A 24,410-nucleotide genomic window follows, 5' to 3' on the forward strand; every position below is an offset into this window, starting at 1 on the left:
AAGAATTACTGCAATACTCCGACCTCCCGGTTGCCGAAATCGCAGAAAGAGTAGGCATTAACAATGTAAGCCATTTCATCAATCTGTTTAAAAACCGGGTCGATATTACACCACTGGCCTTCCGTAACAAGTGGCAGCGTCCGAAATAAACATTTAAAAAATTTTCCAAATTAAAATTTAATAACTCATGATCTTTTCCACAACATCCTAAGTTTAAAAAACTTAATAATAGAAAAACTATATTTAGAACTAAATGTTTTATTTCAACAATAATTTAAAGGAGATTACATCATGGCAGAACACTATTTGAATTATAATTTAGACCAATTTACAAATAACGAAGTAAAGCGACTGCAGGATGTCATTGCCGATGTAAAAGAAGGAGAATCTATAGTCATTACTGTAGACAATAATGACTTTCAACAAACTGATAAGCTGTATGATGCACTTGTACTGAATGGTTTTGAAGTTTCAACAAAAACAGCAAGGTATGATAGAGGCCTAAATATTATTGGAGTAAAGAAAAAAAGAGAGTAATAGTTGCAGGCTCAAGCCTGCAATTACCACTCTTTTAAATCAATAATTTTTACATTCTTATTTCCCCGGTACTCATGCAGCATAAGATAATTCCTATCTGCCGATATTGATATAACTGTCGGATACTGGGTAAAACGGGCAATTTCCCGGATATTCAGATTTCTGTCAACTTTCTTTATAATGTATGTATTTTTTGCATACCTGCTTCGCATAGGTTCACTTTCAACAAACAGCAAACTTTCATCCTTTAACCACCAATAGTCAGTTACCATTCCATTGCTGATAATATTTTCTTTTCCGGAATTCAAATTCCTTATAATTAATTGTGCAAGCGTGTTTTCATACCGGGTTAGGTTATTTGGCCGTTTGGAATATAAAATACGCTTACCGTCAGGAGAAATACTTTTTACGCTTTGTTCTACAGAATATATATCATTACTTTCTCCCGTTAAATTTATGCTCTTTTCCTGCGCATCAAGCACCCTGCTATACTGGCCGGTATCCAGGTTAAGTTCCCATATCTCACTTGTAACTCGTGAAATATCTAAATCCGGGTTCTCTGCCAGATCTTTTAATAAATTTTTCCCATCCGCAGCAACTTCTATGTATAGCCTGTCGCTTTGCGGCGACCACACAATTCCATTATTATATTTTGAGAGAATGATTCCTCCCGGATGGGAATAATATTTTACTTCACCGGTACCTACATTATAAATACCTATCTCTTTAGCCGGCAAATTAAATTCAGAATCTACCCTATTATTTAGAGCATCTTTTAATTCATCATCATCTACCTTCACCCTGTAGAAAGCAATCTTATTTCCATCAGCAGACCAGGTAGGGTAAAAAGAGTAATATCCATAATCATTAATCACTTTCACCATCCTGCCGCTACGGCAGTCAAAAACTGCAAATCTGGTCTTTTCCTCGATACCAATATCGTCCTCCGGCTTATATAAAGTAGAGATAATATACCGGCTGTCGGGTGACCACTTAACCGCACGTCCATATCTCTCGTCCGCCCAGCGGAAATATTCATCAATAACGAAGGAGTTTTCGGTCAAAAAGTCATAGACTCTTACGGTCCGCTCCTCTTCATCCTGTATTAACGCCATCCGGTTATCTTTAGATATCCAGAAGTTAACATAGGGAATATAAATACTTTTTATTTCTCCTTTTATATTTACATACCGGCGGTTTTTGTTCCAGATAATCTTGTTGGCAGAAAGATAGCCCCTCTCTTCCCTGAATGCGTTTTCGTTAAAAAGGCTTTCCGAGAGATTGTCACTGTCATATTCGAATGCCTTTACTGACCTGTTTTCATTTATAAAAATCTTTGCTGCCTCACGGACATTAGAATCTTTGGTGCTGTATACCAGCAGTGCCCCTTTATCATTTGTCCAGAAGGCTTCTTCAACCGCCTCAGGCCCGCTTACCTTTATATATCCATCTATTTTTAACAGTTCTATGTTGCCATTCCATCGGGTTTCAGGCAACCCAAACTTACTACATACCCTGTCAATGATGGCAAGGGCTTCACCATTTTTAAGGTAATCTTTAGGCCGGAAGCTTGAATCACTATAGCCGGATATCAACCCCTGGTTAAATGCCAGCCCTATTAAAGAAGCTTTATCTTTTCTTACCTGGGAATTATCGTAAAATTTATCCCGTACTTCCAAAATATTTAATTCCGATGACTGGAGGTTAAACCTTTCAACCAGTAGTTCCATAATGCTTACCACTGCATTTTCCCGGTTAATCTTTCCGTGGTCAGAATATTCTTCAGAAGTTTGCTTTCCAAAGATAATGCGAAGTATTTTTTGCCAGTTGGAAAAGGAGATAGGTCCATTAAAGTTTTCCATTTGAAGTACTTCTTTAGAAAGATCATCTATATCCTCAGCAAGGATAGCAGAGTCCTGGGTTAATGATTTTTTCACCGGAATTAACCTCTGGGAAAAATTATTTGCGTAAGGAACAGCCCAATGCTTACCCGTATTCTGTTGATATGCCTGCGCAGCAGCTATACTATTAGATATAAACAAAAATACTACAGCCAATGCTAATATCCATCGCTTGAATTTTTTCAACCTCATCCCCCCATTATTAGTTCGGAGCTCGGTGCTCGGAGAAACTCCCCCCATCCCCAAGTCGCATCCCTTCTTCCTGCTAAACCGGACTTTTTTAGTGGTTTCGGTTTTACTCCCCACTCCCCACTATCCACTCCCCACTATTTTTATACTAATAGACTCTAAAAACAAGAATTTGGTTCCAGTAATTTTAGTATATTATATTACAAGCTGACTCCTGTCATTAAAAAAAGTTTTATACCCCAGTTGTACAAAGAGAATAACGGTTAATGAGACACTTCCCAGAATTCCCAGCATAATTGCAATCTGGTATTCTGTAGCTATAATTGGTGAATTTCCACCCAGGATTTGCCCCGTCATCATTCCCGGCAGGGATATAATGCCCATTCCAACCATAGAGTTGACAGTAGGCATTATTGCAGCATCAAAGGCATGATTAATAACTTCCTTGCATGCTGCTTTTGGTGTTGCACCGAGCATTAATGCCATTTCTATCTTATCGCTCCTGGTTGTCATTCCATCAATCAGCCTCTGTGCACCCAGAGATATGCCAGTCATGGAATTTCCTAAAATCATACCGGCCAAAGGAACAAAATATCTTGGGTCATACCACGGCTGTAATCCTATTACAACAAAGAGAAAATAACACAGGCTTGCCAGGGTGCCGGTAACCATTGATACAGCGATAATTTTCTTTAACTCTTTACTCATTTTAATTTTTACCCTTTTGTATACATTTTGAATCGCAAAAATTTCCATAATGCTAATAACGATGAGTGTGTACCAATAATTTGGCTGGTTAAATATATATTCGAGGATATAACCTACAAGAACTAATTGTATTGTCATTCTTGCTGAAGCAATAATGATCTCTTTCTCTCTTCCAATATTTCTTACACGGACTATATAAAACAGCACCACGACAAAGATATAAGCAGATAAAAGCTGTAAAGGGTTTAAGTCAATGATTGTGTTCATCCTGCTGTACCTCCTCAATATTTTGTACCTTTCCTTTATTAATGGTAATAATTATATCTGCATAATCCCTGGCAACTTTTTTGGAATGAGTAACCATAATCAAAGTTTTTTTATTTTTTCTCACATATTTTACTACCTGCTCTATTACTATTTTTTCAGTCTCCTCATCCAATGCAGAAGACGGCTCATCCAATAGCAATACCTCGGGTTCAAGAAGTAAAATCCGTGCCAGTGCCAACCTCTGTTTTTCTCCTCCGGATAGTTTATCAGCCTCGTTATTTAATTCCTTATTTAAATATACAGTTTTTAATACTTCTATTAGTTTTTCATCAGGGACAGTTGGCTTCTCTGAAAACTCCAACCCGATGAGCAGATTTCGTTTAATATCCCCTGGAAAGGTTACCGGTGTCTGGGGTAACATTACCACATTTCGCCTTAGCTGAATGGGGGCAATTTTATGGATATACTCACCTTTAAATTTAATCGTCCCATTGTCTGGGCTAATCATATGGTTTAAGAGCCTCAAAAGGGTTGTTTTTCCGCTGCCGCTTTCACCTACAAGACAGGTGATCTTATGTTCCTTTATTTCCAAATTGCCGATATCTAAAACGTTTTTATATGTTATGTTTTGAAATGTATACATAGTTTCCCTCCCAAATCATCTTGTCGTCCCCCTCGAAATTCTTACTTGTCCCTGATTTCTTTTATTAATTCCAGCGCTTTTTCTTTTGCCTGATTTAGGACATCATTTCCCTTTTCAGTCAAGCTGTAATATTTTCTTACTTTCCCTTCGATAACCCTTTTTTCTACATATAAAAGCCCTTCCTGTTCCATAGAATGGAGAATAGGATATAATGTCCCCGGACTCATATCATATCCGTGGGATTTTAACTCTTCTATCATGTATAATCCGAAAAAAGGCTCCTGTTTTGCGTGATACAGAACATGAATTTGAATAAAACCTAAAAATAGCCTTCTGATAATTTTATCTTTCAAAGGTTATCTCCCTGCCTTTATAGAAATTCGTTATTGAAATCCGATAATAATATTATATACTATATCCTGCAAGTATGCAATAAATTTAGGATGTATATTTTGTTTTTGGAGTATTATATATATTAACGTATGCTCTATTATTGAACTCTACTATCATTCTTCATTACTCTCATTGCGTTCAATACTGCTATCAAAGCTACTCCAACATCTGCAAAAACCGCCTCCCACATAGTAGCTATTCCGCCTGCTCCAAGAAGCAGCACAACTCCCTTAACACCCAGTGAGAATATTATATTTTGCCATACTATCTTTCTTGTCCTCTTTGCTATATTGATAGCAGTTGCCAACCTAGACGGTTCATCAGTCATTAGTACTACATCCGCAGCTTCTATTGCCGCATCAGAGCCCAAGCCTCCCATAGCTACACCGATATCCGCTCTTGCAAGTACCGGTGCATCATTAATTCCATCTCCTACAAATACAAGCTTACCTTTACGTGATTTCTGCTTATCCAGTATTTCCAGTTTTTCAACCTTTTGATGGGGGAGCAGCTCCGCATGTACATCATCCAATCCTAGCTGCTCTGCTACTCTAAACCCTACTGCCCTGCTGTCTCCTGTGAGCATTACAAGTTTTTTAATCCCTACATCTCTAAGCGCCTTTACAGCTGCCGCTGAATCTTTCTTTATTTCATCGGAAATTACTATATAACCGGCATAATGTTTATCTATGACGACGTGTACTGTTGTTCCGTCTGCATCTGCCTTATCATAATCTATATTTTCTCTTTCCATTAACTTGGCGTTTCCAATAAGTATTTCCTTCCCTTTTACAATTACTTTAACTCCATACCCGGATATTTCATCGTAGCCCTCAATCTCATCCTTGATTATTTCTTTCCCATAAGCCTTTACAATGGATGCGGCTATAGGATGATTTGAGTAGCTTTCTGCATAGGCTGCATATTCCAGCAGCTCTTCTTTTGCAATATCATTCTTTACAATTATTTCTGTAACTTCAAAAATACCTTTTGTTAATGTTCCGGTTTTATCAAACACAACCATTTCAACGTTATTCAAGGCTTCTAAATAGTTTCCGCCCTTTACCAATATGCCATTTCTAGATGCTCCTCCTATTCCACCGAAGAAACTAAGAGGAATTGATACTACTAACGCGCAGGGGCAGGATATTACCAGGAATATCAATGCTCTATACACCCATTCTGAAAAAGCAGCACCTTTAATAAACAGCGGAGGGATAATTGCCAGTGCGAGTGCTACAAATACAACTACCGGTGTATAATATCTGGCAAACTTTGTGATAAAATTCTCTGTAGGCGCTTTCTTACTGCTTGCATTTTGAACCATGTCGAGTATTTTAGACACTGTTGATTCACTGAAATCCCTGGTTACCTCAACAGTTAATAATCCGTTCTTGTTGATAAATCCGGCTAAAACATCCATTCCCGTCTCTACTTCCCTTGGTACAGATTCGCCGGTTAAAGCAGAAGTATCCACCATTGACTTTCCATCTACCACTCTACCATCAAGAGGAACTTTTTCTCCCGGCTTCACTATGATAATATCTCCAACACCAACTTCTTCCGGTGATACTTTTCTAATATCATTATTAGTTTTTAGATTCGCATAGTCGGGTCTAATATTCATCAATGCTCTAATAGATTTTCTTGAACGATTTACTGCTAGTTCCTGGAATAGTTCTCCAATCTGGTAGAATAGCATAACTGCTACCCCTTCTGGAAACTCTTTTACAGCAAAAGCACCGATAGTTGCTATGCCCATAAGAAAGTTCTCATCAAATACCTGGCCTTTTATGATATTCTTTGCAGCTTTTAACAGTACTTCACCACCTACCAGTATATAGCTTATAAAGTACAGGGCAAGCTCAGCCCAAAAAGAGAAATTGGACATCACAGCTACTCCGAAAAACACTGCACCTAGAATCAACCTGACTACTTCTTTCTTACTACCTTCCTGCCTGGTATTATCATACGTATGTTGTTTACTTTCATCTTTCTCTACTACATCTACATGGGGCTCCAATTGTTTAACGATGGCTTTGGTTTCCATGATGATTTTATCCACAATATCCATACCTGTCATTTCAATTGTCAACAATTTAGTAACAAAGTCCAGAGAAGCAGCACGTACTCCGTTGATCTTACTAACTCTCTCTTGTATCTTGGCCGCACAATTTGCACAATCAAGACCTTCTAATATAAGTTCTTTTTTAATTTTTCCGCTCATTTTGACCCCTTCTTCATCTATATTATATAAACATATGAATAATTGTTCATATATTTAATAACATTATATTCCTTTTACTGGTTTAAGTCAATAGATGTAGCCCAACTTACTCCTGCTTCTTTTTTAGTATTTTTTGAAGTACAGTATTTTGATACACATCCCAGTTTTTATCACTGGTATTGATTTCAATACATTGTATACCTAACCTGTCACATATTGTTTTGAGTTTTTTATATCCTTCAAACACTCTTAAATGAAATTCCTCAGCCTCATTCTCAATCCGGTCCTTTTCGCCGCGGCTGTTCACCCTTTCCATTCCCTCTCGGGTATTTACATGATAAAGTACAACCAGGTCAGGTAGTTTATCTACAAATAATTGCGTAACATGCAGGATTAAATCTATATCGATACCTCGTCCAAATCCCTGGTAAACTACCGAGGATAGAAAATTCCTCTCACATATTACGTTTATACCTTTATCCGTATAAGCTTTGATTTCTTCAATGAGCTGGGCACGGTTTGCGGTAAACAGCGCCAGTTCACACATGGCATTTATCCTGTTATCCTTATCCTGGAGAAGCGTACGGATTTTCTCTCCTATCGTGTTTTGCTTTCCTATTTCCCCGCCCGGTTCCCGGAAATGAACCGTTTGCATCCCCATTTGGTTCAGACGTTCTACTATCTTCTGTGCCTGCATGGATTTACCTGAACCATCGGGACCTTCAAATACAATATATAATCCTTGTTTGCTCATCTTATAAACTCCCAAAAAATTCTCTTTTTTCATTCATTCTACCGCAGCTCATTTTCCCTTCCGGACAGGGACCTGCCAGGCATTTTGGCCCGGCATTCTTGAAAAGTGTGGGTGCTGCTTTCCGAACCAGCTTCAACATTTGGACAGCCAATTCCCGTATTTCCCACTGCGCCCTTTCACAGCAGCGGTGATGGAAAAAATTAAGCAGGCTGCGGGCATTCATGGTTAAGACAATTTTAGTTTCACACGCATTAGGAAGTACATAACGTGCATCTTCTATCGCCTTTTTCTCAGCCATTAATCTTGCTTGTTTTTCCGGCTTGCCTTCATTAATAAAAGTTTGATAGTGCTTTTTCATAAGAATATCTGTCAATTCATTATAGTACTGCTGATCCTGCTCCATCGCCTGTATAAATTTTTCCTTTGCTTCGGGAATTGCCTCTATTTCTGAAGGTATTACATATTCAAACTGTCCTTCTCTCACGTATCTCTGGGATTTGACGCTATAGCTGGCAATCCTGTGCCGCGTCAACTGAGCCAATAGACTTCTACTGACTCCTTCAATCCCGAATGTAAAACTTACATGCTCAATCGGACTTTCATGCCCTATATCCACCAACATATTTAAAAAGCTGTTAACTTTTTCTCCAGTTAACCCTTCCATGATGTCTTCAATATTGGAACTTGAATAGCAAAGCTTTGCCGCAGAAGCAACCAGTTTCTCCGGCTCCGGCGTATATTGCAATAGTTTTACCCTTAATTTTGTTTCCATGACATAATAACCCCCCCACCCCTCATCTACATCTTTTACCTTTTAACATTACCGTAACCGCAAACTTGGGCAGCGCCATCATTCTTTTATATCTCCACGGTTCTTTTATCAATCTGTAAAACCATTCCAGACCAAGTTTTTGGAAAACCTCCGGCGCTCTTTGAGCCTTGCCGGCAAAAACATCCAGGCTGCCTCCTATCCCCATGCATACCCTGGCATTGAGTTTGTTACGGTTGTTGTAGATCCATCTTTCCTGTTTTGACATTCCCAGACATACAAAAATAATATCTGGTTTTAACTTATTAATTTCTTCAATCATTCGCTGTTCTTCTTTTTCATCAAAGTATCCATCATGGGTGCCAATGATTTGAATTCCCGGATATTCCTGCTGTAATTTTTCTTTTGCTGTTTCAGCTATTCCTGGAATCCCTCCCAGCAAATAGAGAGTATATTTTTTTTGAGGTAATTTTGCAAGAATCCTTTTTGCAAGGTCAAAGCCTGCTACTCTTTCTTTAAGAGGTTTTCCCAGTATTTTTGAGGCATAAACCACTCCTATCCCGTCGGCAGTGTTCAAATCTCCCGCATTCAGTACTTTTTTCAAATCGTCATCCTTAAGTGCCGCCATAATCATTTCTGAATTTGGTGTGAAAACCATATGTAGTTTATCTTCCTTTAAAAAATTCCACACTTTTTGTTCAGCTTCTGCCAGTGTAACAAAATCTATCCGTGTCCCTAAAATATCTATGCTATCTCTCATATTTTCACCCATTTCTCTTAGTAGCTTCTTCACCATTAATAATATTACCATAAATTTATATTTAACGCACTAAATATTTTAACCTGAACACTTCTGTAAAATTTTTAATACTATTTATATAGATATTTTTTATCTTTCCTTCAAAAATAAAATGACTTCATTAAAGCAAATAAGCCATGCAAACGGCATATTCTCTTCAAAGAAGCCATTCTACCTATTTATTCAAACCTCAACGCCTCTATCGGGTTGAGCTTGGAGGCTTTATTGGCCGGATATAGCCCAAAAAACGTTCCTATTATCACAGAAAAGGAAAACGAAATGCCTATGGTACTCAACGAAGGCTGGGCAGAAAGCTGCATCAGTTTTCCTATGATCCGGGAACCGGCTATACCTATCAGAACGCCGGCCACTCCTCCCATTCCGCTTACAACAATGGATTCAATTAAAAACTGCACAAGGATGTTTATCCGTTTTGCACCAATAGACTTCCTTATGCCGATTTCCCTGGTCCTCTCGGTTACAGAGACGAGCATGATATTCATAATCCCTATGCCGCCTACCACAAGAGAAATCGCCGCAATTCCTCCAAGCATCAATGACAGGGTTTTTGTGGTATCGCTAATGGTGGTCAGCATTTCGGCCTGGTTGAATATCCTGTAGGAATCTGTACTTTTAAAGGTTTGAAACAGTAATTCCTCCAGTTTTTCCATGGCCTGGCTGACTGTTTCTGCTGTTTTCCCCTGGACATAAAAAGTTCTCATGTTTGCATTTCTCAACAGCCTTTTGGCCGTAGTATATGGAATAATCACCTTGTCATCAGAGGATTGCTGTGAAGAATTCTGCTTTTCTTCCAGTAATCCTACAACAGCAAACAACTCACCGTTTATTTTGATTTTCTGTCCCACCGCATTTGTACCTGCAAACAGCTCATTTGCCACATAGGTTCCAATGAGTGCAACTTTTTGCCTTCTTTCAACATCCAAGGCATTAAAAAACCTTCCCTGTTGTACATCCGTATTTCTGATGGTCCGGTATGCCTCATTGGTACCCTCCAAAGTAGTTGATACATTTTTGTTTCCCGCCTTTACGGTAACCGAACCACTGATCATAGGCGCTACAGCTTCAATAACATCTTCATTCTTATTGGCAAAGGCAAACAGTTCATCCTCGCTGATGGTCCTATTGCTTCCTCTTCCTATGATATTTACGGTAATCATATTGGTACCCAGACTTTGGATTCTCTCGGTAATGGATTTGCTGGAGGCTTCGCCCAACGATACAAGTATAATGACGGCACTGACACCAATGATAACCCCCAGCATGGTAAGCAGGGCCCGGACTTTATTCCCCATCAAACTTTTCAATGCCATGCGAAAAGCCTGTATAAAGTTCACTCAATTCACCTCCCTGTCTTCCACAATGCTGCCGTCCTGAATTCGTATGATTCTTTTGGCCTGCAAGGCTATATCGTTGTCGTGTGTAATTAAAACAATTGTATTTCCCATCTCGTGCAGTTCATGCATCATCTTCATAATTTCAACCCCGGACTTGGAGTCCAGATTGCCTGTAGGCTCGTCTGCCAGGATTAAAGGGGGCTTGCTGGAAAGCGCCCGGGCAATGGCCACCCTTTGCTGCTGCCCTCCTGACAGCTCCGAAGGTTTATGATGCAGCCGATGTCCCAGTCCAACCCGTTCCAGCGCTTCTACTGCCATTTTATGCCTTTCTTTTTTGCCTACTCCTCTATAAATGAGCGGAAGTTCAACATTTTCAATAGCAGTTAATTTAGGTAACAAATTAAACCCCTGAAATATAAATCCTATTTTTTTATTCCTGATTTCAGCCAGTTCGTCATCTTTCAACCTGCTGACTTCCCTGCCGTCAATATAATATTTCCCTGACGTTGGCGTATCAAGGCATCCTATCATATTCATCAGGGTGGATTTCCCTGAACCCGACGGACCCACGATGGAAACAAATTCTTTTGGTTTTATGTGGATTGAAACTCCGTTTAAAGCTTTTACCTCAACGTCTCCCATTTTATAAATCTTATACATTTCCTCAATCCTGATCATTCTTTCACCTCAATTCCTACTGCCGGCGCGGGATTGCTCCACCGCCCCCCATCATGTTAAACCCGCCTGGTCCAGGCATTGCTCTATTGCTGCTCTGTGATGGGGTATATGGCAACAACACTTTTTCACCTTCTTCCAGCCCGCTCACGATTTCTATGTATTCATCATTATTAATGCCCACAACAACCTTCTTCCTTATTCCATTGAGATTAGCCAAAGTACCGGTTCCCTTTGCAGCAGCCTGAGGCTGTCTTGCTGTCTGGGCATTTTGACCGGCTGCAGCCTGTTTCTGCTTTTGGCTATCGGACCTTTCATTATTACCTGTAGTGTTTGTGGAATTATTTCCTTTTACAAAAACATAGGTTTCGCCTTTTATTGTTTGAATTGCAGACATGGGCAGATATAGTACGTTCTCCTTTTTATCTACAAAAATATCAGCATTTACATTCATTCCCGGTTTTAATTCACCAGGATTGTCAATGGTTACTTCAACATTGTAGGTGGTAACACCGTTTTGGGCTGTACCTTCCGCAGCAATATTGGTTACCCTGCCATCAAAGCTTTTCCCGGGCAGGGCGTCAGCCTGTACTTTCGCCTGCTGTCCAAGCTTCACTTTTGAAATATCCAACTCGTCAACTGCCATAGTAAACACCATCTTGCTCATATCAGCGACTGTCATGAGAACCGTGTTGTCTTGTTTATTAATTGTATCTCCGGCTTTGGCATTCTTTGTGATGACCACTCCATCAATGGGGGATACTATATTATAGTTTTCCAATTGCTTAAGCTGCGATTCCAATGTAAGCTGGAGGTCTTTTAAATCCAAAGCACTTTTATCTTGGTCTAAAAGCAGCGTATCATTCTCCAGTTCAAGTATTTTTTGTCCTGCTTTTACCCATTCATTATTGTTTACATATATTTTTTTTACTGTTCCTGAAATATCTTCAATTTTCAAGGCTTGTGACTCTGCATATTCGATGATCCCTGCACCTGTAGAAACTATATTGCCCTGGGATGTTTCAATAACTCCAACCACTTTTGTTCCCTGCAGCGTTACATTAGGGTCATCCACCTCTATTTCAGCAATCCCTGAATTTTTGGATATGACTTTGCCATTTAAAATATCCTTCGTACTGCTTTCTGCTGCAACTAACTGCACACTCTGATGATTTGAAATCTTTTCCAAATCCGATTCTTTAAACGGCAACTTCACCACTAATCTTTCATTATTGACAATATCGGCAATTTTATTCGAACTCCCGACAGAATCTCCAACTTTTACAGTGAAATTAACTATTCTGCCATCTACCGGTGCAAATACTTCAAGATTTTTAATATTCTCCAGGGTTGTTTTATTGTTCAGATGAAATTTTGCAATACTGTTTTTCGTTTTTTCAATATTGATGGATACATCGCTGTCATCAATTTTATAAAGCAAATCACCAGCTTTTACTTCCATCCCTTCCTCAAAAGGTGCGCTTACGATATTGCCTGTTACCATTGGCAAAATATCATACCTTGATATAGGCTGGACAGTCCCGGTCCCGGATATGTTCACAGTCAGATCTCCACGGACAACTTCGACAGTAACTTCCCGCGAAACAGTATTCGTTGCTTTCGCCGATGATACCTTGTTGTAGCCATAGTATCCTCCATATCCTACACCCGCCACGACAAGTACAGTGATCACGATTTTTATAATTGTATTTATCAGTTGTTTTTTCAATATAATCGCCTCCTTATAAACATTTTGTAATAATAATATGGTAAATTTGTGTTCAAACCATGAAAGAATTGTAAATAAATTATGAATAAAAGCATATACACAGCTGTCATTTCTAAACTGTGCCGGAAGTGTCGGCCAAATCCAGTTCAAACCAGAATTCAACTCCTCCTTCCATATTTTTAACACCATAGCCGTTTCCATGTGCCTCCTGGACAGCCCGTACGATAGATAATCCCAAACCCGTTCCGCCATATGCTCTTGTCCGTGCTTTGTCTACTTTGTAAAAACTTGTCCAGATTTTTTCCATGCTTTCTTCGGGAATATGTTGTCCGGAATTATAAATTGAAACCCTTGCCTTTTTACCGTCCTGTTTTATACGGATCTTGATTATTTTCTTACAGTCAACGTGATTAACGGCATTACTGACATAGTTCATCAGAACCTGTTCAATCCTGTGAAAATCGGCATTTACCATAATATCCTCATTATTTTGAATAATGACATCAATATTTCTCTCTTTAAATATCAGTGCGTTTTTTTTCACTACCTGCATCACCAGCTGCTTGATATTAAAGTTGATTTTTTCCAGCGGAAGTTCTCCATACTCTAACTGTGCCAGTTCCAAAAGCTGTTTTACAAGCCTGTTCATCTTCAAAGCTTCATCCACAATCACATCACAATAAAAGTTCTTATTTTCTTCATCTTCATTGACATTCACTTTTAAACCTTCTGCATAACCTTGAATCAACGCAATGGGAGTTTTAAGCTCATGAGATATGCTGGATATGAATTCCTTCCTCATTTCATCAATCTTTCGTTCTCTTTTAATATCCTCCTTGAGCTTCTGATTGGCTTCTCTAAGTTCTGTAATAGATTTTTGCAATTGTTCTGAAAGTGAATTGATACTTTCTCCAAGCTGTCCGATTTCATCATGATTTTTGACCAGATACCTCTCGCTGAAGTCCAGAGTTGACATTTTCCGGGCTATCTTATTCAATTCAAGTATTGGCCTTGTAAATCTTCCTGTTATTAAGAAAACAAGAAAGCTGCCCGTTATTATGGTTATAATACCTGTAAAAAGAAAAAAATTGTTGGAAATCTCCACACTCTCCTGAATGGCTGCAACAGGGGTGCTTAAAAATATATAATCACCATTGTTCAACATTGCATAAAGACTGATGAAGTTAGTATTTAGCATATCGTCTCTTTTATTTTCAATAAATGACTTCCCTTGCAGAAGCTCCTGTTTTTTTGATTTAATACGGAGTTCAAATAAATTCTGATTGCCAGAAGGCGGACGCATTACAGGGTTCTGCCTCATTTCTTTCCGTTTGGGCATAAAACCATATTTAACTTCATAATTTTTATCCAGGATAATGATACGCAACCCCTTGGTATGTTCAAGCTTTTCAAGTTCAAGAGACACTTCTTCCGTATCACCTTTATACAGGCTGTCTATCCGTCTGTAACTTTCCATAAGTATATTTTTCTTGTTATAAAAATAATACCTTTCAAGCAATAAACTGTTTAACAGCCAGGATAAAATTACATAGAAAAGTATAAGGCCGCTAACCGTTGCAAAGAGCCTGAATTTTATTGAATGTTTCATTTTTTCACCTCAAATTTATACCCAAGTCCCCTGACGGTTTGAATATAATCTCCTTTATCGCCAAGTTTCAGTCTTAACTTCTTAACATGGGTATCTACCGTCCTGGCATCACCAAAATAATCATAATCCCATACCGAGTTTAAAATTTGTTCTCTTGATAAAGCAATACCTTCATTGTCTGTAAAATAAACCAGCAGTTCAAATTCTTTTGGACTTAAATCAACTATTTTTTCATCAACATATACAACATGTCCCGTCTCATCTATTTTAAGGCCGTCATATAATTTAACATCCCTTTTTCCGTTGCTTAACCTCCTCAATAATGCCTTTACCCTGGCTACAAGTATCATTGGGCTGAAAGGTTTTGTAATGTACTCATCGGCTCCAAGGTTAAATCCAAGCAGTTCGTCAGCCTCCTCGCTTCTTGCTGTAAGCATGATGATAGGAATCCGGGAATTTTCCCTGATTCTTCTGCACACCGACCATCCATCCAACTCGGGCATCATAATATCTAAAATTACCAGGTCAAAATTTTGTTCACTATAGAATAGTTCTAGAGCTCGCTTTCCATCTTCAGCTTCCATTACACTGTAGCCTTCCCTTTTTAAAAAATCCGACACCAGTTTTCTCATTCGTGCTTCATCATCAGCAATCAATATTTTAACACCGGACATAGAAACTCATCTCCCCTTTATGATTCAGTGAAATATATGAATGGTATAAGTATCATTTGTGTAATCCCTTATACCGCCTATTCATAATAAATTGATTTTTATTCATCATATTTATTGTCACATTTTGATTTTATCATATATCCCTTTAAGTAGGGTAGCCCCAGCACAAAAAGAATGAAAATATGCTTGATTGTTCACTCCCCACTATTTTCATATTAGTCTTTAAATGCAAAAAAGACTCTCTAAAAAATTGCGAGAGTCTGTCAAAATATATAAATATCTCTTTATTATTGTCCAACCTTAACCGGTCTTCCTTCTTCCAGGGATTTTTTAGCTGCAAGGCCTATCAGTACAGGTTTTAAGCCGTCTATACCTGTTACCGGTGTTTCTTTATTGTTAACAATGGCGTCAAAGAAATCCTTCATTTCCTGTACAAAGGAATCCATGTATCTTTCCAGGAAGAAATATTTTGGTTTTTCACTCATCACACCTTCAACCGTACTTAAGACTGCGGATGATGGTGTATCGTTTGATACTGTAACACATCCCTTTGAGCCAAATACTTCTACCCTCTGGTCATACCCGTAAACTGCTTTTCTGCTGTTATCAATAATACCGATAGCACCATTTTTAAATTTCAGGGTAATTACGGCAGTATCAACATCCCCTGCTTCTCCGATTGCAGGATCTACTAAAACTGCACCCTGGGCATATACTTCTTCTACTTCACTTCCTGATAAATACCTTGCCATGTCAAAATCATGTATGGTCATATCTAGGAAAATTCCCCCGGAAACTTTTACGTATTCTACTGGAGGCGGCTCAGGGTCTCTTGAAGTAATTTTAATAATATGCGGCTCTCCAATTTTTCCAGCTTTGATTAGTTCGCGAACCTGCTTAAAGTTGTGGTCGAATCTTCTATTAAAGCCTACCTGGAATTTAACTCCTGCCTCTTCTACCGCCTTAAGTGCTGCATGTATTCTATCCAAATCATAATCAATCGGCTTTTCACAGAATATATGCTTTCCTGCTTTTGCTGCTTCAATTGTAATTTGAGAGTGTGTATCGGTTGAGGAACAGATTAACACTGCATCGATTTCAGGATCGTTTAAAATATCATGGTAATCATTGGTTACATTTTCAATGCCCAGACTATGTGCCCAGTCTTTAATTTTGTCTGCATAAACATCAGCGATTGTTTTAACCTCAGCCTCAGGAATATGATATGTTACGCTCTGTGCATGGATTTTACCAATACGACCTGCACCTATGACACCTACTTTTATTTTCTTACTCATAAATAACTTCTCCTTTTTTTATTATATATAGTTGCTGATAATAATTTTACATGGCAGATAAAGTAAATAAGTTTACAGTTCACGGTTTACAGTAAAAGCTATTAAATCGTTTACTACTGTGAACCGAGATCTGTTAACTGTGAACTATATAGTTTGATTATAGTCCTGTTTTTTCTCTGATATATTTTCTCGCTCTCATTGCATATTCAAGAGGATTTGCCTTTGCAGGGTCCTGTTCTGCTTCTACAACAAACCAGCCTTCATAATTGTTTTCAGCCAGGATTTTAAACAGCGGTTCAAAATTAATCATGCCGTCTCCCGGTACTGTAAATACTCCCTCTTTCACAGCCTTTAAGAAACTCATCTTTTCAGGTTTCACTCTTGCCAGTATATCTTTTCTGACATCTTTTAGATGTACGTGTTTTACCCTTTTTACATATTTTCTTAATATTGCTTCCGCGTCCTCTCCTGAGAAGGCAAGATGCCCTGTATCAAATAAAAGATGTACCAGCGTCGAATCTGTCATTTCCATCAGCCTGTCAATTTCTTCAGTGGTTTGTACTCCTGTCCCCATGTGATGATGATAGGATACAAGCATTCCTTTTTCTGCTGCAAGCCTTCCCAACTCTTCCAGGCCTCTTGCAAGTTTTTCCCATTCTTCATCGGTAAATACCGGTTTTTTATCGAATACAGGTACATCCATCATTCCCTGGATGCTGTGCCCTTGTTCTGCTACCCCAATCATCTTTGCACCCATTGCATGTAAAAAGTCTCTGTGCTTGATAAAGGCTGCTACAGTTTCTTCAAGGGGCTTGGTAGTTAGGAAAGCACTAAACCAGGCATTACAGATTTGAATATTTCTCAAATCCAATGCCTTTTTTAAAACTGCTGGATCTTTCGGATATTTGTTTCCTACTTCAGATCCGGTAAATCCCGCCAGGGCCATTTCACTTACACACTGTTCAAAAGTATTTTCTCCTCCAAGCTCCGGCATGTCATCGTTTGTCCAGGCAATTGGTGCTATTCCTAATTTTACTTTTTCTGCATTAAACATTGTTTTCTTCCCCTTTCTTATTTTACAGTAATCATAACATCCCGGATCATGCGTACCAGCTCGTCATATCCTGCAAGGAACTGCAGCAGTGTCCTGCTTAGAGCACCATAGGTGTCAAATTCTTCAACGGTCATTCCATCCGGTTGGTATGCCTTATTAAAATCCGGGAAGTGCTTGGTGAGCTGTTCTATAATTTTGGGGTCTACCGGTTTATCGATACGGTTTTCTACGGTAATATCCGAATGGTTGAAACGTTTGATCCATTTGTGCGGTATTGTTAAGGACATGTCTGCACCGATAAATTCAGACCACTGGTGGTGGTTTCGATATGCCGCTGCTAATAATTGGGTTCTATATCCTCTTTCTTTATAAATCCTGTATGCATTTTTCATTGCTGCAACGCCGGCCCATTCCAGGCATTCGGGGTCTACTATAATGCCATCCCGATCTGCTACTACCTTGAGCCAGTCATCCAGCCTGCCTACCATGATGGTACACACAGGATGCATCCAGGAAGTATCTTTACCTTCCTGTTCCCGTCTTTTTAATCCTCTTTCCACTGCTTCTGCTACTGCCAATGCCTGCGGAACAGTAAAACAAACAGTTGCATTGATGCTGACTCCGTGATAGGTAGCTTCTTCAAAGGCCTGAATTCCTGCTTTGGTTGTGGGCATCTTTACCTGTATGTTGGGTGCCAGATTACCGAAGTGTACTGCCTGTTTGGTCATAAGTTCAGCATTTCGATAATATTTTGTATTGGTCTGAATGGATATTCTTCCTTTTTGTCCTTTTGTCTGTTCATAAATTGGATATAGCAGCTTTGCACCTGCCACTGCCATTTCCTCGTTTAATTTCCATGCAATATCATCTTCTGTTGCGGTTGGCATCTCCTGGATGAGTTCTTTGATTCTGTCTTTATATAGGTGCATTTCCTTTTTGAGCACTTCCCCTACGATTACAGGATTGGTGGTAGCACCTACTGCACCGTATTCCAGGGCATATTGCAGTTCGGAGATGGAACAGGAATCGTTCCAGAAGTCTGTCGGTGTGGTACTGGCCATCTCATGCAATGGACTTTTGTATTGTTTTTCACTCATTTTTATTCCTCCCTATTTGACATTTTTATATACCTTTAGGATTTTAAAATTTAATTTATAATTCTACACAAAGCGTTTAGAAAGGGCATATTTTCCCTGCCATTCTGAACGAAGCGAAGAATCTTCTGCTACTATCCTGAGATCCTTCACTACGCTCAGGATGACAAATGATGGAATTACGGCATAGCAATATTAATATCTTCTTGCTCTATCCCGTTCTTTCATTACTTCTTCGGAAGCTTTTAGAATACTTTCCTTTTGTGCTGTTTCTGCAATTCCTACATTCCACCAGGACTCATAACCATGAGTCATTGTTTTGGGCAGTACTTTTACGTCTATTAGTGTTGATACCGTTTGTTTCTTGGCATCTTCAACTGCTGCTCTTAGTTCTTCCTCTGTTTTTACCGTGTAAGTCTTACATCCATAGGCTTCTGCGTTTTTAGCAAAATCAATGGGAACCAGTCCACCATCTAACATTCCTGTTTCCGGATTCCTATACCGGAATTCAGTTCCAAAACTTCCCATTCCATGTCCCATTTGGAGGTTGTTAATGCATCCAAAGGACATATTGTCAAATAAGATGATATTAATTTTCTGTCTCTCCTGGATGGACGTAGGTAATTCTGAATGAAGCATCATATAGGATCCATCCCCTACCATCGCGTATACTTCCTGCTCCGGTCTTGCCATTTTTACTCCCAATGCTGCATTAACTTCATACCCCATACAGGAATATCCGTATTCCATATGGTAAGTGTTGGATTCTTTTGCCCTCCACACTCTTTGCATATCTCCCGGCAAGCTTCCTGAGGACCCTACTACAATTGCATCTTTATCCAGAATTTCATCCAGAATGCCCAATACTCTTGTCTGGGTTAGATAGGAACCGGTTTGTTTTCCAAACTCTTCCAATACGTGATCTATGTGTCCTGCCACTTCAGGTACAAATCCCTCTCCGGTGTATTTTGCATTAAATAACCTGTCTAATTCTGCTGCCCACTTTTCTCTTGCTTCTTTGATTTCTGTTGTGTAAGCCGATTTATATCCGATTTTTTCTAATTCTTCCGTTAATACTTCCAGTGCTGCTTTTGCATCTGCCACTACTTTTACTGCATCCAATTTATATGCATCAAATTCTGCTACATTAATATTGATAAAATCCACATCAGGATTTTGGAATAGCCATTTTGATGCTGTTGTAAAGTCTGTATATCTGGTTCCTACACCGATAATTAAGTCTGCTTGCTGGGCGATAATGTTTGCTGCCAGGTTTCCCGTTGTTCCCATTCCCCCCAGATTTAATTCATGGTCCCAAACAATTGCGCTCTTACCTGCCTGTGTTTCTCCAAAAGGAATGTTGAATTTTTCAGCAAATATTCTAAAGGCTTCTGCTGCTTCAGAATATCTTACTCCGCCGCCACATACCAGCATAGGCTTTTTCTTGTTTTTAATCAATTCTACCGCATCTTTGATCATTTCTTTTGTAGCCGGTCTTCTCTCAATTCTGTGCACCCTTTTCTTAAAGAAATCTACCGGGTAATCATAAGCTTCTCCCTGTACGTCTTGAGGCAGTGCTATGGTTACAGCCCCCGTATCTGCCGGGTCAGTTAATACCCGCATTGCGTTAATCATGGCTGTCATCAGTTGCTCCGGCCTGTTAACCCTGTCCCAGTATTTGCTTACTGCTTTGAATGCATCATTTGTAGTAATGGAAAAGTTATGAAAATGTTCCACCTGCTGTAATACCGGGTCAGGCTGCCTGGTTGCAAAGGTGTCTCCGGGCAAAAACAGCACAGGAATTCTGTTGGCAGTAGCCGTTGCAGCCGCTGTTACCATATTTGCCGCTCCCGGTCCAACGGATGATGTGCAGGCATAGATCTGCCTTCTGTGATTCTGTTTTGCATATCCCATTGCTGCATGGGCCATTCCCTGTTCGTTTCTTCCCTGGTGCACCACCAGATCGCCGGCATCCTGTTCTAAAGCCTGACCTAATCCCAGTACGTTTCCGTGACCGAATACCGTAAAAATACCTTTTACAAACTTTTGCTGCTTACCATCAAATTCCACATACTGGTTGTCGAGAAATTTTACCAGTGCCTGTGCCATCGTTAGTCTAATGGTTTTCATTTTGATACTTTCCTCCTTCTTCTATTTTATTTATCCGGCCATATCTTTGCATTCTTATCCGTAACCCATAAGTGTTCTTCTACAAAAGTAGGCGTAATGTACGGGTTGCCTTTCAGGTGTCTGATCACCCAAAGGTAATACATTGCATAGCCCGGAGCTGTAGCTTGAGGATGCGTAAGCCCTGCAGCTATTGTTACAGTATCATTATTTCTTACCTTAACTACTTCCTCTCCAAGCTCCGCATAGCCGAACCCGTTTTCAGGGTAAAATTTATAGAAATATATTTCCGGTTGGGGATGATGATGAGGTGGATAACTGGACCATCGTCCAGGGAAGTCTATCACTTCTCCCAAAACCAGGTTGGCATTTTCAGTGTTCGTTTTATCAAAGATAGTCCTTACGATTCTTGTGGACGTTTCGTTCATGGTCCCCTTACCCCGTTCTTCACTCATGCATTCACCAGGAGTATAAAGTTTGGACGGAAATGTTTTTTCATTATCTGTCTTCTGCACTGCAATTTCAGTACTATCTGCAAGGGAAATAATCTTAACTTCAACTTCTGATGGTACATGGAGACACCATGGATTTTCGTCAAAGCATGAAACCCGCTTTGCAGTTACTTTGTTATTTTCCCATTCGAAAACAACTTCCCCCTGTATGAGCAGGTAAGCCCTTTCTTTATTTTCGGTATTGATTTCCTTTTGATCTTTATTTAACATTAGAATACCGAAATCCATAAGCATGTCACTGTGTTTTCCATCCATTTCAGTAATAGCATTATAACCATTCTTAAATGGTCCATCCTGTCGTATTCTCACGATATCACCTCTTTATTATCTATCTCTTAAAATTAGAACTTATCTTTCTTTACTCCCAATTTTAATCCTTCATAATGTCGCCAAATAATTCTTCGTCAGTTGGAATAACCGGCTCTATAGGAGAAGCAACCCATGTAGTATTGATAAAATGCTTCCATGTAATGTTCTCGGATGTAATATTGCCTCCCCATGTTCCGCACCCTAATGTCATGGTAAAGGGCATGCCGTTTACCCAGTCCCCGGTATTACCATAACATTGAGGCTGTCTTACCATGATCCTGCTGACCTTGGTTTTTAAGCCCAGTTCTAATATGTGATCCTCATTATTGGAGTGAATTCCGCAGGAGTGTCCTTTTCCCTGGTAATCGGTGATCTTATTTACTTTTTCTATTGCTTCTTCAAAGCTGCTATATTTATAGAGCGTTACTACAACTGAGAGTTTTTCTCCGGAGAACGGATATTCTTTTCCTATGCCCTGTTCTTCTACCATAATGAATTTTTTATCTTCTCCTATTTCAATCCCTGCTGCTTGAGCAATCTTTTGAGCAGGCTGTGCAATGATCTTCGGATTCAGGTGCCCATCTACCCATAGCGCATTTTGAAGTTTTTCTTTTTCTTCTTTACTTACTAAATATCCGCCTTCCTGTTTTAGGGCTTCAATGAGCTCATGGTAAATACTTTCCTGAATCACCAGAGAGTTTTCAGAAGAGCAGCTTGTTGCATAGTCAAAGGTTTTACTGAGCATAATTTTATGGGCTGCATCTTTTATATCTGCTGTTTCGTCCACAATGACTACTGCATTTCCCGTTCCTACACCATAGGCCGGTGTTCCGGAGCTGTATGCTGCTTTTACCATTGGACTTCCTCCAGTTGCTACGATAAGGTCGCACTGCTTCATGACTTCATTGCTGATTTCCAAAGTTGGATCTTCTACTGTTACAATTAAATCTTCCGGAGCACCGTGTTTTTTGAGTGCTTCCCTCATAAGGTCAACAACCCTTTTGTTGGTCTTTTTTGTACGGGGATGGGGTGAAAACACGATTGCATTTCTTCCCTTGATTGCGCACATTGCTTTTGCAACTGGGGTAGCTTCCGGGTTTGTGCATGGAACAAGTGCCCCAATAACTCCCACCGGTTTTGCAATTTTGATTAACCCTTTCTTTTCATCTCTTTCTATTACACCTACGGATTTTTCATCTTTTATATCTCTTAGTACGCCTCTTATTTTCTTCTTGATCTTGGTGTATTTCCCTTCATAGTTGCCAAGCTGGGATTCCTCTACTGCAAGCCTGGCGATTTCTTTTGCGTTTTCCTCTTTGACTACTGCCCAGGCAATGGCTTTTACCAATTCATCTACCTTTTCCTGAGTAAAGGACTGGGCTACTTCCTGAGCTTTCCGAGCTCTTTCCACTAACCCTTTCACATACTCCACAGCATTTAATTTATTTGTCATTTTAATACCCCCTATTTTGATTTGTTATAGAAATATTTATTAAAATTTATTAAAATCGAAAACGTTTACGATTTTGTGAAACATGCTTTTTACATATTAACTACTGCGCTAGGCTACCCGGCACAAACAATGATGAAAATAACGTATGCAGGCGATATTTTGCATTATATGCTTATTCCTTTGCATGTTTTCCTGATAATAAGTTTGGGCTCAAGGATTTTATGAACAAACTTATGATTATCAGGATTTTTGATTTTATCCAGTAAAATTTCAACACACAGTTCTCCAATCTTATATTTTGGCTGAAATACAGTAGTCAACTGAATCTTGTCAAGTGCAGCAAACGAGATGTCATCAAATCCCACAACTGAAATATTATTTGGTACACTTAGACCAAACTCTTCAATGGCCTGAATAACCCCTAAAGCAATAATATCATTTCCAGCTAAAATAGCGGTAGGAATTTCATTTTCTATAAGTAATTCTTTGGCCATCTGATAACCACTCTCTTGCTTGAATTGGCCATACTTGATGTAAGATGGCATAACAGGAATATTATATTTTTGTAATATGTCAATATAACCATTGAGACGAACTTTATGCTGCCCACCAATAAACGCAATTTTTCTATGTCCTAGTTTAATAAGATATTCCATAGCAATGACAGCACTTTTATAATCATCGGTTGCAACATAGTTGCACTCCTCTATTTGAGGCTTGTATGCCGCAAATACCAAGGGGACATTCTTATTAACTGTATCCAATAAATGTGATACGTCATTAGACACAGGTCCAATGACAATGCCTTCTACCCTTTTTTCATATAAAGCTTTCAGATACTCTTTCTCTTTGTTTAGCTGCCAATTAGAATTACATAAAAAAACTTGATACCCATTACGGTTTGCACAATCTTCTATTCCCTGTGCCACTTCAGGAAAAAAAGGATTTGTTATATCAGGAATAATCAAACCTATCGTATGCGTGTTTTTAGTCACTAAGCCTCTTGCAATTGCATTAGGAGTGTATCCCATTGCTTTCGCCAAGTCTTGTATCCTCTTTTTTGTCTTGTCACTAACTTCTGGATGATTGGAAAGTGCTCTAGAAACAGTTGCATATGACACATTTGCTACTTTAGCAATATCCTTAATCGTAACACTCATTTAAAACACCTTTTATTCCGCAAACGTTTAATATTTTATGATTAGATTATAGCACATTTTTCTTTTAAATGTCAACTTAATTTTCAAAAGCGGGTGCATTTAATTTAGTTGACAATTATAGAAAAAGGTTGCGGAAAGGCTTAGAGCCTGTTAACGCAGCGGAGGAAAAGCCGC

General features: G+C 39.1%; 22 protein-coding genes. 2 read left to right on the forward strand and 20 right to left on the reverse strand.

The annotated features are described in order from the left end of the window. Positions 1-8: 8 nt before the first annotated feature. Together CIB29_RS07650 and CIB29_RS07655 are read left to right on the forward strand one after the other, a co-directional pair. Entirely contained in the window at positions 9-149 is a 141-nt protein-coding gene (locus CIB29_RS07650; RefSeq protein WP_094548463.1) for an AraC family transcriptional regulator, read from the forward strand. A gap of 142 nt (positions 150-291) precedes the next feature. Further along, a complete protein-coding gene (locus CIB29_RS07655) occupies positions 292-537 on the forward strand; it encodes a hypothetical protein (RefSeq protein ID WP_094548390.1) in 246 nt (81 codons plus the stop codon). A 23-nt stretch (positions 538-560) separates the two neighbouring features. On the opposite strand, the gene CIB29_RS07660 is transcribed toward CIB29_RS07655, so the two are convergent. The 20 genes from CIB29_RS07660 to CIB29_RS07755 all read right to left on the reverse strand — a co-directional run bounded on the left by CIB29_RS07660 (position 561) and on the right by CIB29_RS07755 (position 24,236). Next, positions 561-2,624, reverse strand: coding sequence for a TolB-like translocation protein (locus CIB29_RS07660; protein WP_157910245.1), 2,064 nt, complete (start codon positions 2,622-2,624; stop codon positions 561-563). Positions 2,625-2,822: 198 nt separating this feature from the next. Further along, a complete protein-coding gene (locus CIB29_RS07665) occupies positions 2,823-3,602 on the reverse strand; it encodes an ABC transporter permease (protein ID WP_094548393.1) in 780 nt (259 codons plus the stop codon). Beyond that, positions 3,586-4,245 (reverse strand): ATP-binding cassette domain-containing protein, encoded by a 660-nt coding sequence (locus CIB29_RS07670; RefSeq protein ID WP_094548395.1) that lies wholly within the window; start codon positions 4,243-4,245, stop codon positions 3,586-3,588. The genes CIB29_RS07665 and CIB29_RS07670 overlap by 17 nt, the downstream gene beginning before the upstream one ends. A gap of 41 nt (positions 4,246-4,286) precedes the next feature. Then, positions 4,287-4,598 carry a PadR family transcriptional regulator gene (locus tag CIB29_RS07675; protein WP_094548397.1) on the reverse strand — a complete coding sequence of 104 codons (312 nt, stop codon included), beginning with the start codon at positions 4,596-4,598 and terminating at the stop codon, positions 4,287-4,289. 137 nt (positions 4,599-4,735) lie between these two features. Beyond that, entirely contained in the window at positions 4,736-6,901 is a 2,166-nt protein-coding gene (locus CIB29_RS07680) for a heavy metal translocating P-type ATPase (RefSeq protein WP_423241294.1), read from the reverse strand. A gap of 70 nt (positions 6,902-6,971) precedes the next feature. Then, positions 6,972-7,619 carry a dTMP kinase gene (gene tmk, locus CIB29_RS07685; RefSeq protein ID WP_157910246.1) on the reverse strand — a complete coding sequence of 216 codons (648 nt, stop codon included), beginning with the start codon at positions 7,617-7,619 and terminating at the stop codon, positions 6,972-6,974. 1 nt (position 7,620) lies between these two features. After that, positions 7,621-8,391: an FAD-dependent thymidylate synthase gene (gene thyX / locus CIB29_RS07690; protein ID WP_094548403.1), complete on the reverse strand. Its 771-nt coding sequence runs from the start codon at positions 8,389-8,391 to the stop codon at positions 7,621-7,623. A gap of 22 nt (positions 8,392-8,413) precedes the next feature. After that, positions 8,414-9,199, reverse strand: a complete 786-nt coding sequence (locus CIB29_RS07695; RefSeq protein ID WP_242965104.1) for a WecB/TagA/CpsF family glycosyltransferase — start codon at positions 9,197-9,199, stop codon at positions 8,414-8,416. Positions 9,200-9,366: 167 nt separating this feature from the next. Further along, positions 9,367-10,542, reverse strand: a complete 1,176-nt coding sequence (locus CIB29_RS07700) for an ABC transporter permease (RefSeq protein ID WP_094548405.1) — start codon at positions 10,540-10,542, stop codon at positions 9,367-9,369. Then, entirely contained in the window at positions 10,543-11,220 is a 678-nt protein-coding gene (locus CIB29_RS07705; RefSeq protein WP_094548406.1) for an ABC transporter ATP-binding protein, read from the reverse strand. 16 nt (positions 11,221-11,236) lie between these two features. Further along, positions 11,237-12,946, reverse strand: a complete 1,710-nt coding sequence (locus CIB29_RS07710; protein ID WP_198543798.1) for a beta-barrel domain-containing protein — start codon at positions 12,944-12,946, stop codon at positions 11,237-11,239. 112 nt (positions 12,947-13,058) lie between these two features. Next, complete coding sequence (locus tag CIB29_RS07715; RefSeq protein ID WP_094548410.1) at positions 13,059-14,555, reverse strand: sensor histidine kinase; 1,497 nt, start codon at positions 14,553-14,555, stop codon at positions 13,059-13,061. Then, complete coding sequence (locus CIB29_RS07720; protein ID WP_094548412.1) at positions 14,552-15,229, reverse strand: response regulator transcription factor; 678 nt, start codon at positions 15,227-15,229, stop codon at positions 14,552-14,554. The genes CIB29_RS07715 and CIB29_RS07720 overlap by 4 nt, the downstream gene beginning before the upstream one ends. Before the next feature lie 287 nt (positions 15,230-15,516). After that, complete coding sequence (iolG, locus tag CIB29_RS07725) at positions 15,517-16,527, reverse strand: inositol 2-dehydrogenase (protein WP_094548414.1); 1,011 nt, start codon at positions 16,525-16,527, stop codon at positions 15,517-15,519. 157 nt (positions 16,528-16,684) lie between these two features. Beyond that, positions 16,685-17,581 carry a myo-inosose-2 dehydratase gene (gene iolE / locus CIB29_RS07730; RefSeq protein WP_094548416.1) on the reverse strand — a complete coding sequence of 299 codons (897 nt, stop codon included), beginning with the start codon at positions 17,579-17,581 and terminating at the stop codon, positions 16,685-16,687. 17 nt (positions 17,582-17,598) lie between these two features. Beyond that, complete coding sequence (locus CIB29_RS07735) at positions 17,599-18,678, reverse strand: transaldolase family protein (RefSeq protein WP_094548418.1); 1,080 nt, start codon at positions 18,676-18,678, stop codon at positions 17,599-17,601. 192 nt (positions 18,679-18,870) lie between these two features. Continuing rightward, positions 18,871-20,805 (reverse strand): 3D-(3,5/4)-trihydroxycyclohexane-1,2-dione acylhydrolase (decyclizing), encoded by a 1,935-nt coding sequence (gene iolD / locus CIB29_RS07740; protein WP_094548420.1) that lies wholly within the window; start codon positions 20,803-20,805, stop codon positions 18,871-18,873. Positions 20,806-20,831: 26 nt separating this feature from the next. Continuing rightward, complete coding sequence (locus tag CIB29_RS07745; protein ID WP_198543799.1) at positions 20,832-21,623, reverse strand: 5-deoxy-glucuronate isomerase; 792 nt, start codon at positions 21,621-21,623, stop codon at positions 20,832-20,834. Between the two features lie 61 nt (positions 21,624-21,684). Continuing rightward, positions 21,685-23,076, reverse strand: a complete 1,392-nt coding sequence (sauS, locus tag CIB29_RS07750) for an acylating sulfoacetaldehyde dehydrogenase (RefSeq protein ID WP_094548423.1) — start codon at positions 23,074-23,076, stop codon at positions 21,685-21,687. A 164-nt stretch (positions 23,077-23,240) separates the two neighbouring features. Continuing rightward, positions 23,241-24,236, reverse strand: coding sequence for a LacI family DNA-binding transcriptional regulator (locus tag CIB29_RS07755; RefSeq protein ID WP_094548425.1), 996 nt, complete (start codon positions 24,234-24,236; stop codon positions 23,241-23,243). Between the last annotated feature and the right edge of the window lie 174 nt (positions 24,237-24,410).

This window comes from Petroclostridium xylanilyticum (assembly GCF_002252565.1).
Classification (GTDB): Bacteria; Bacillota; Clostridia; order SK-Y3; family SK-Y3; genus Petroclostridium; species Petroclostridium xylanilyticum.

What these genes read in the sequence shown, in the direction of transcription:
- CIB29_RS07655 (WP_094548390.1), top strand. Translation starts at nt 292, where the DNA reads ATGGCAGAACACTATTTGAATTATAATTTAGACCAATTTACAAATAAC.
- iolD (WP_094548420.1), bottom strand. Translation starts at nt 20,805, where the DNA reads ATGAAAACCATTAGACTAACGATGGCACAGGCACTGGTAAAATTTCTC.
- CIB29_RS07755 (WP_094548425.1), bottom strand. Translation starts at nt 24,236, where the DNA reads ATGAGTGTTACGATTAAGGATATTGCTAAAGTAGCAAATGTGTCATAT.
- iolE (WP_094548416.1), bottom strand. Translation starts at nt 17,581, where the DNA reads ATGTTTAATGCAGAAAAAGTAAAATTAGGAATAGCACCAATTGCCTGG.
- iolG (WP_094548414.1), bottom strand. Translation starts at nt 16,527, where the DNA reads ATGAGTAAGAAAATAAAAGTAGGTGTCATAGGTGCAGGTCGTATTGGT.
- CIB29_RS07670 (WP_094548395.1), bottom strand. Translation starts at nt 4,245, where the DNA reads ATGTATACATTTCAAAACATAACATATAAAAACGTTTTAGATATCGGC.
- CIB29_RS07720 (WP_094548412.1), bottom strand. Translation starts at nt 15,229, where the DNA reads ATGTCCGGTGTTAAAATATTGATTGCTGATGATGAAGCACGAATGAGA.
- tmk (WP_157910246.1), bottom strand. Translation starts at nt 7,619, where the DNA reads ATGAGCAAACAAGGATTATATATTGTATTTGAAGGTCCCGATGGTTCA.
- CIB29_RS07695 (WP_242965104.1), bottom strand. Translation starts at nt 9,199, where the DNA reads ATGGTAATATTATTAATGGTGAAGAAGCTACTAAGAGAAATGGGTGAA.
- thyX (WP_094548403.1), bottom strand. Translation starts at nt 8,391, where the DNA reads ATGGAAACAAAATTAAGGGTAAAACTATTGCAATATACGCCGGAGCCG.
- sauS (WP_094548423.1), bottom strand. Translation starts at nt 23,076, where the DNA reads ATGACAAATAAATTAAATGCTGTGGAGTATGTGAAAGGGTTAGTGGAA.
- CIB29_RS07665 (WP_094548393.1), bottom strand. Translation starts at nt 3,602, where the DNA reads ATGAACACAATCATTGACTTAAACCCTTTACAGCTTTTATCTGCTTAT.
- CIB29_RS07715 (WP_094548410.1), bottom strand. Translation starts at nt 14,555, where the DNA reads ATGAAACATTCAATAAAATTCAGGCTCTTTGCAACGGTTAGCGGCCTT.
- CIB29_RS07705 (WP_094548406.1), bottom strand. Translation starts at nt 11,220, where the DNA reads ATGATCAGGATTGAGGAAATGTATAAGATTTATAAAATGGGAGACGTT.
- CIB29_RS07735 (WP_094548418.1), bottom strand. Translation starts at nt 18,678, where the DNA reads ATGAGTGAAAAACAATACAAAAGTCCATTGCATGAGATGGCCAGTACC.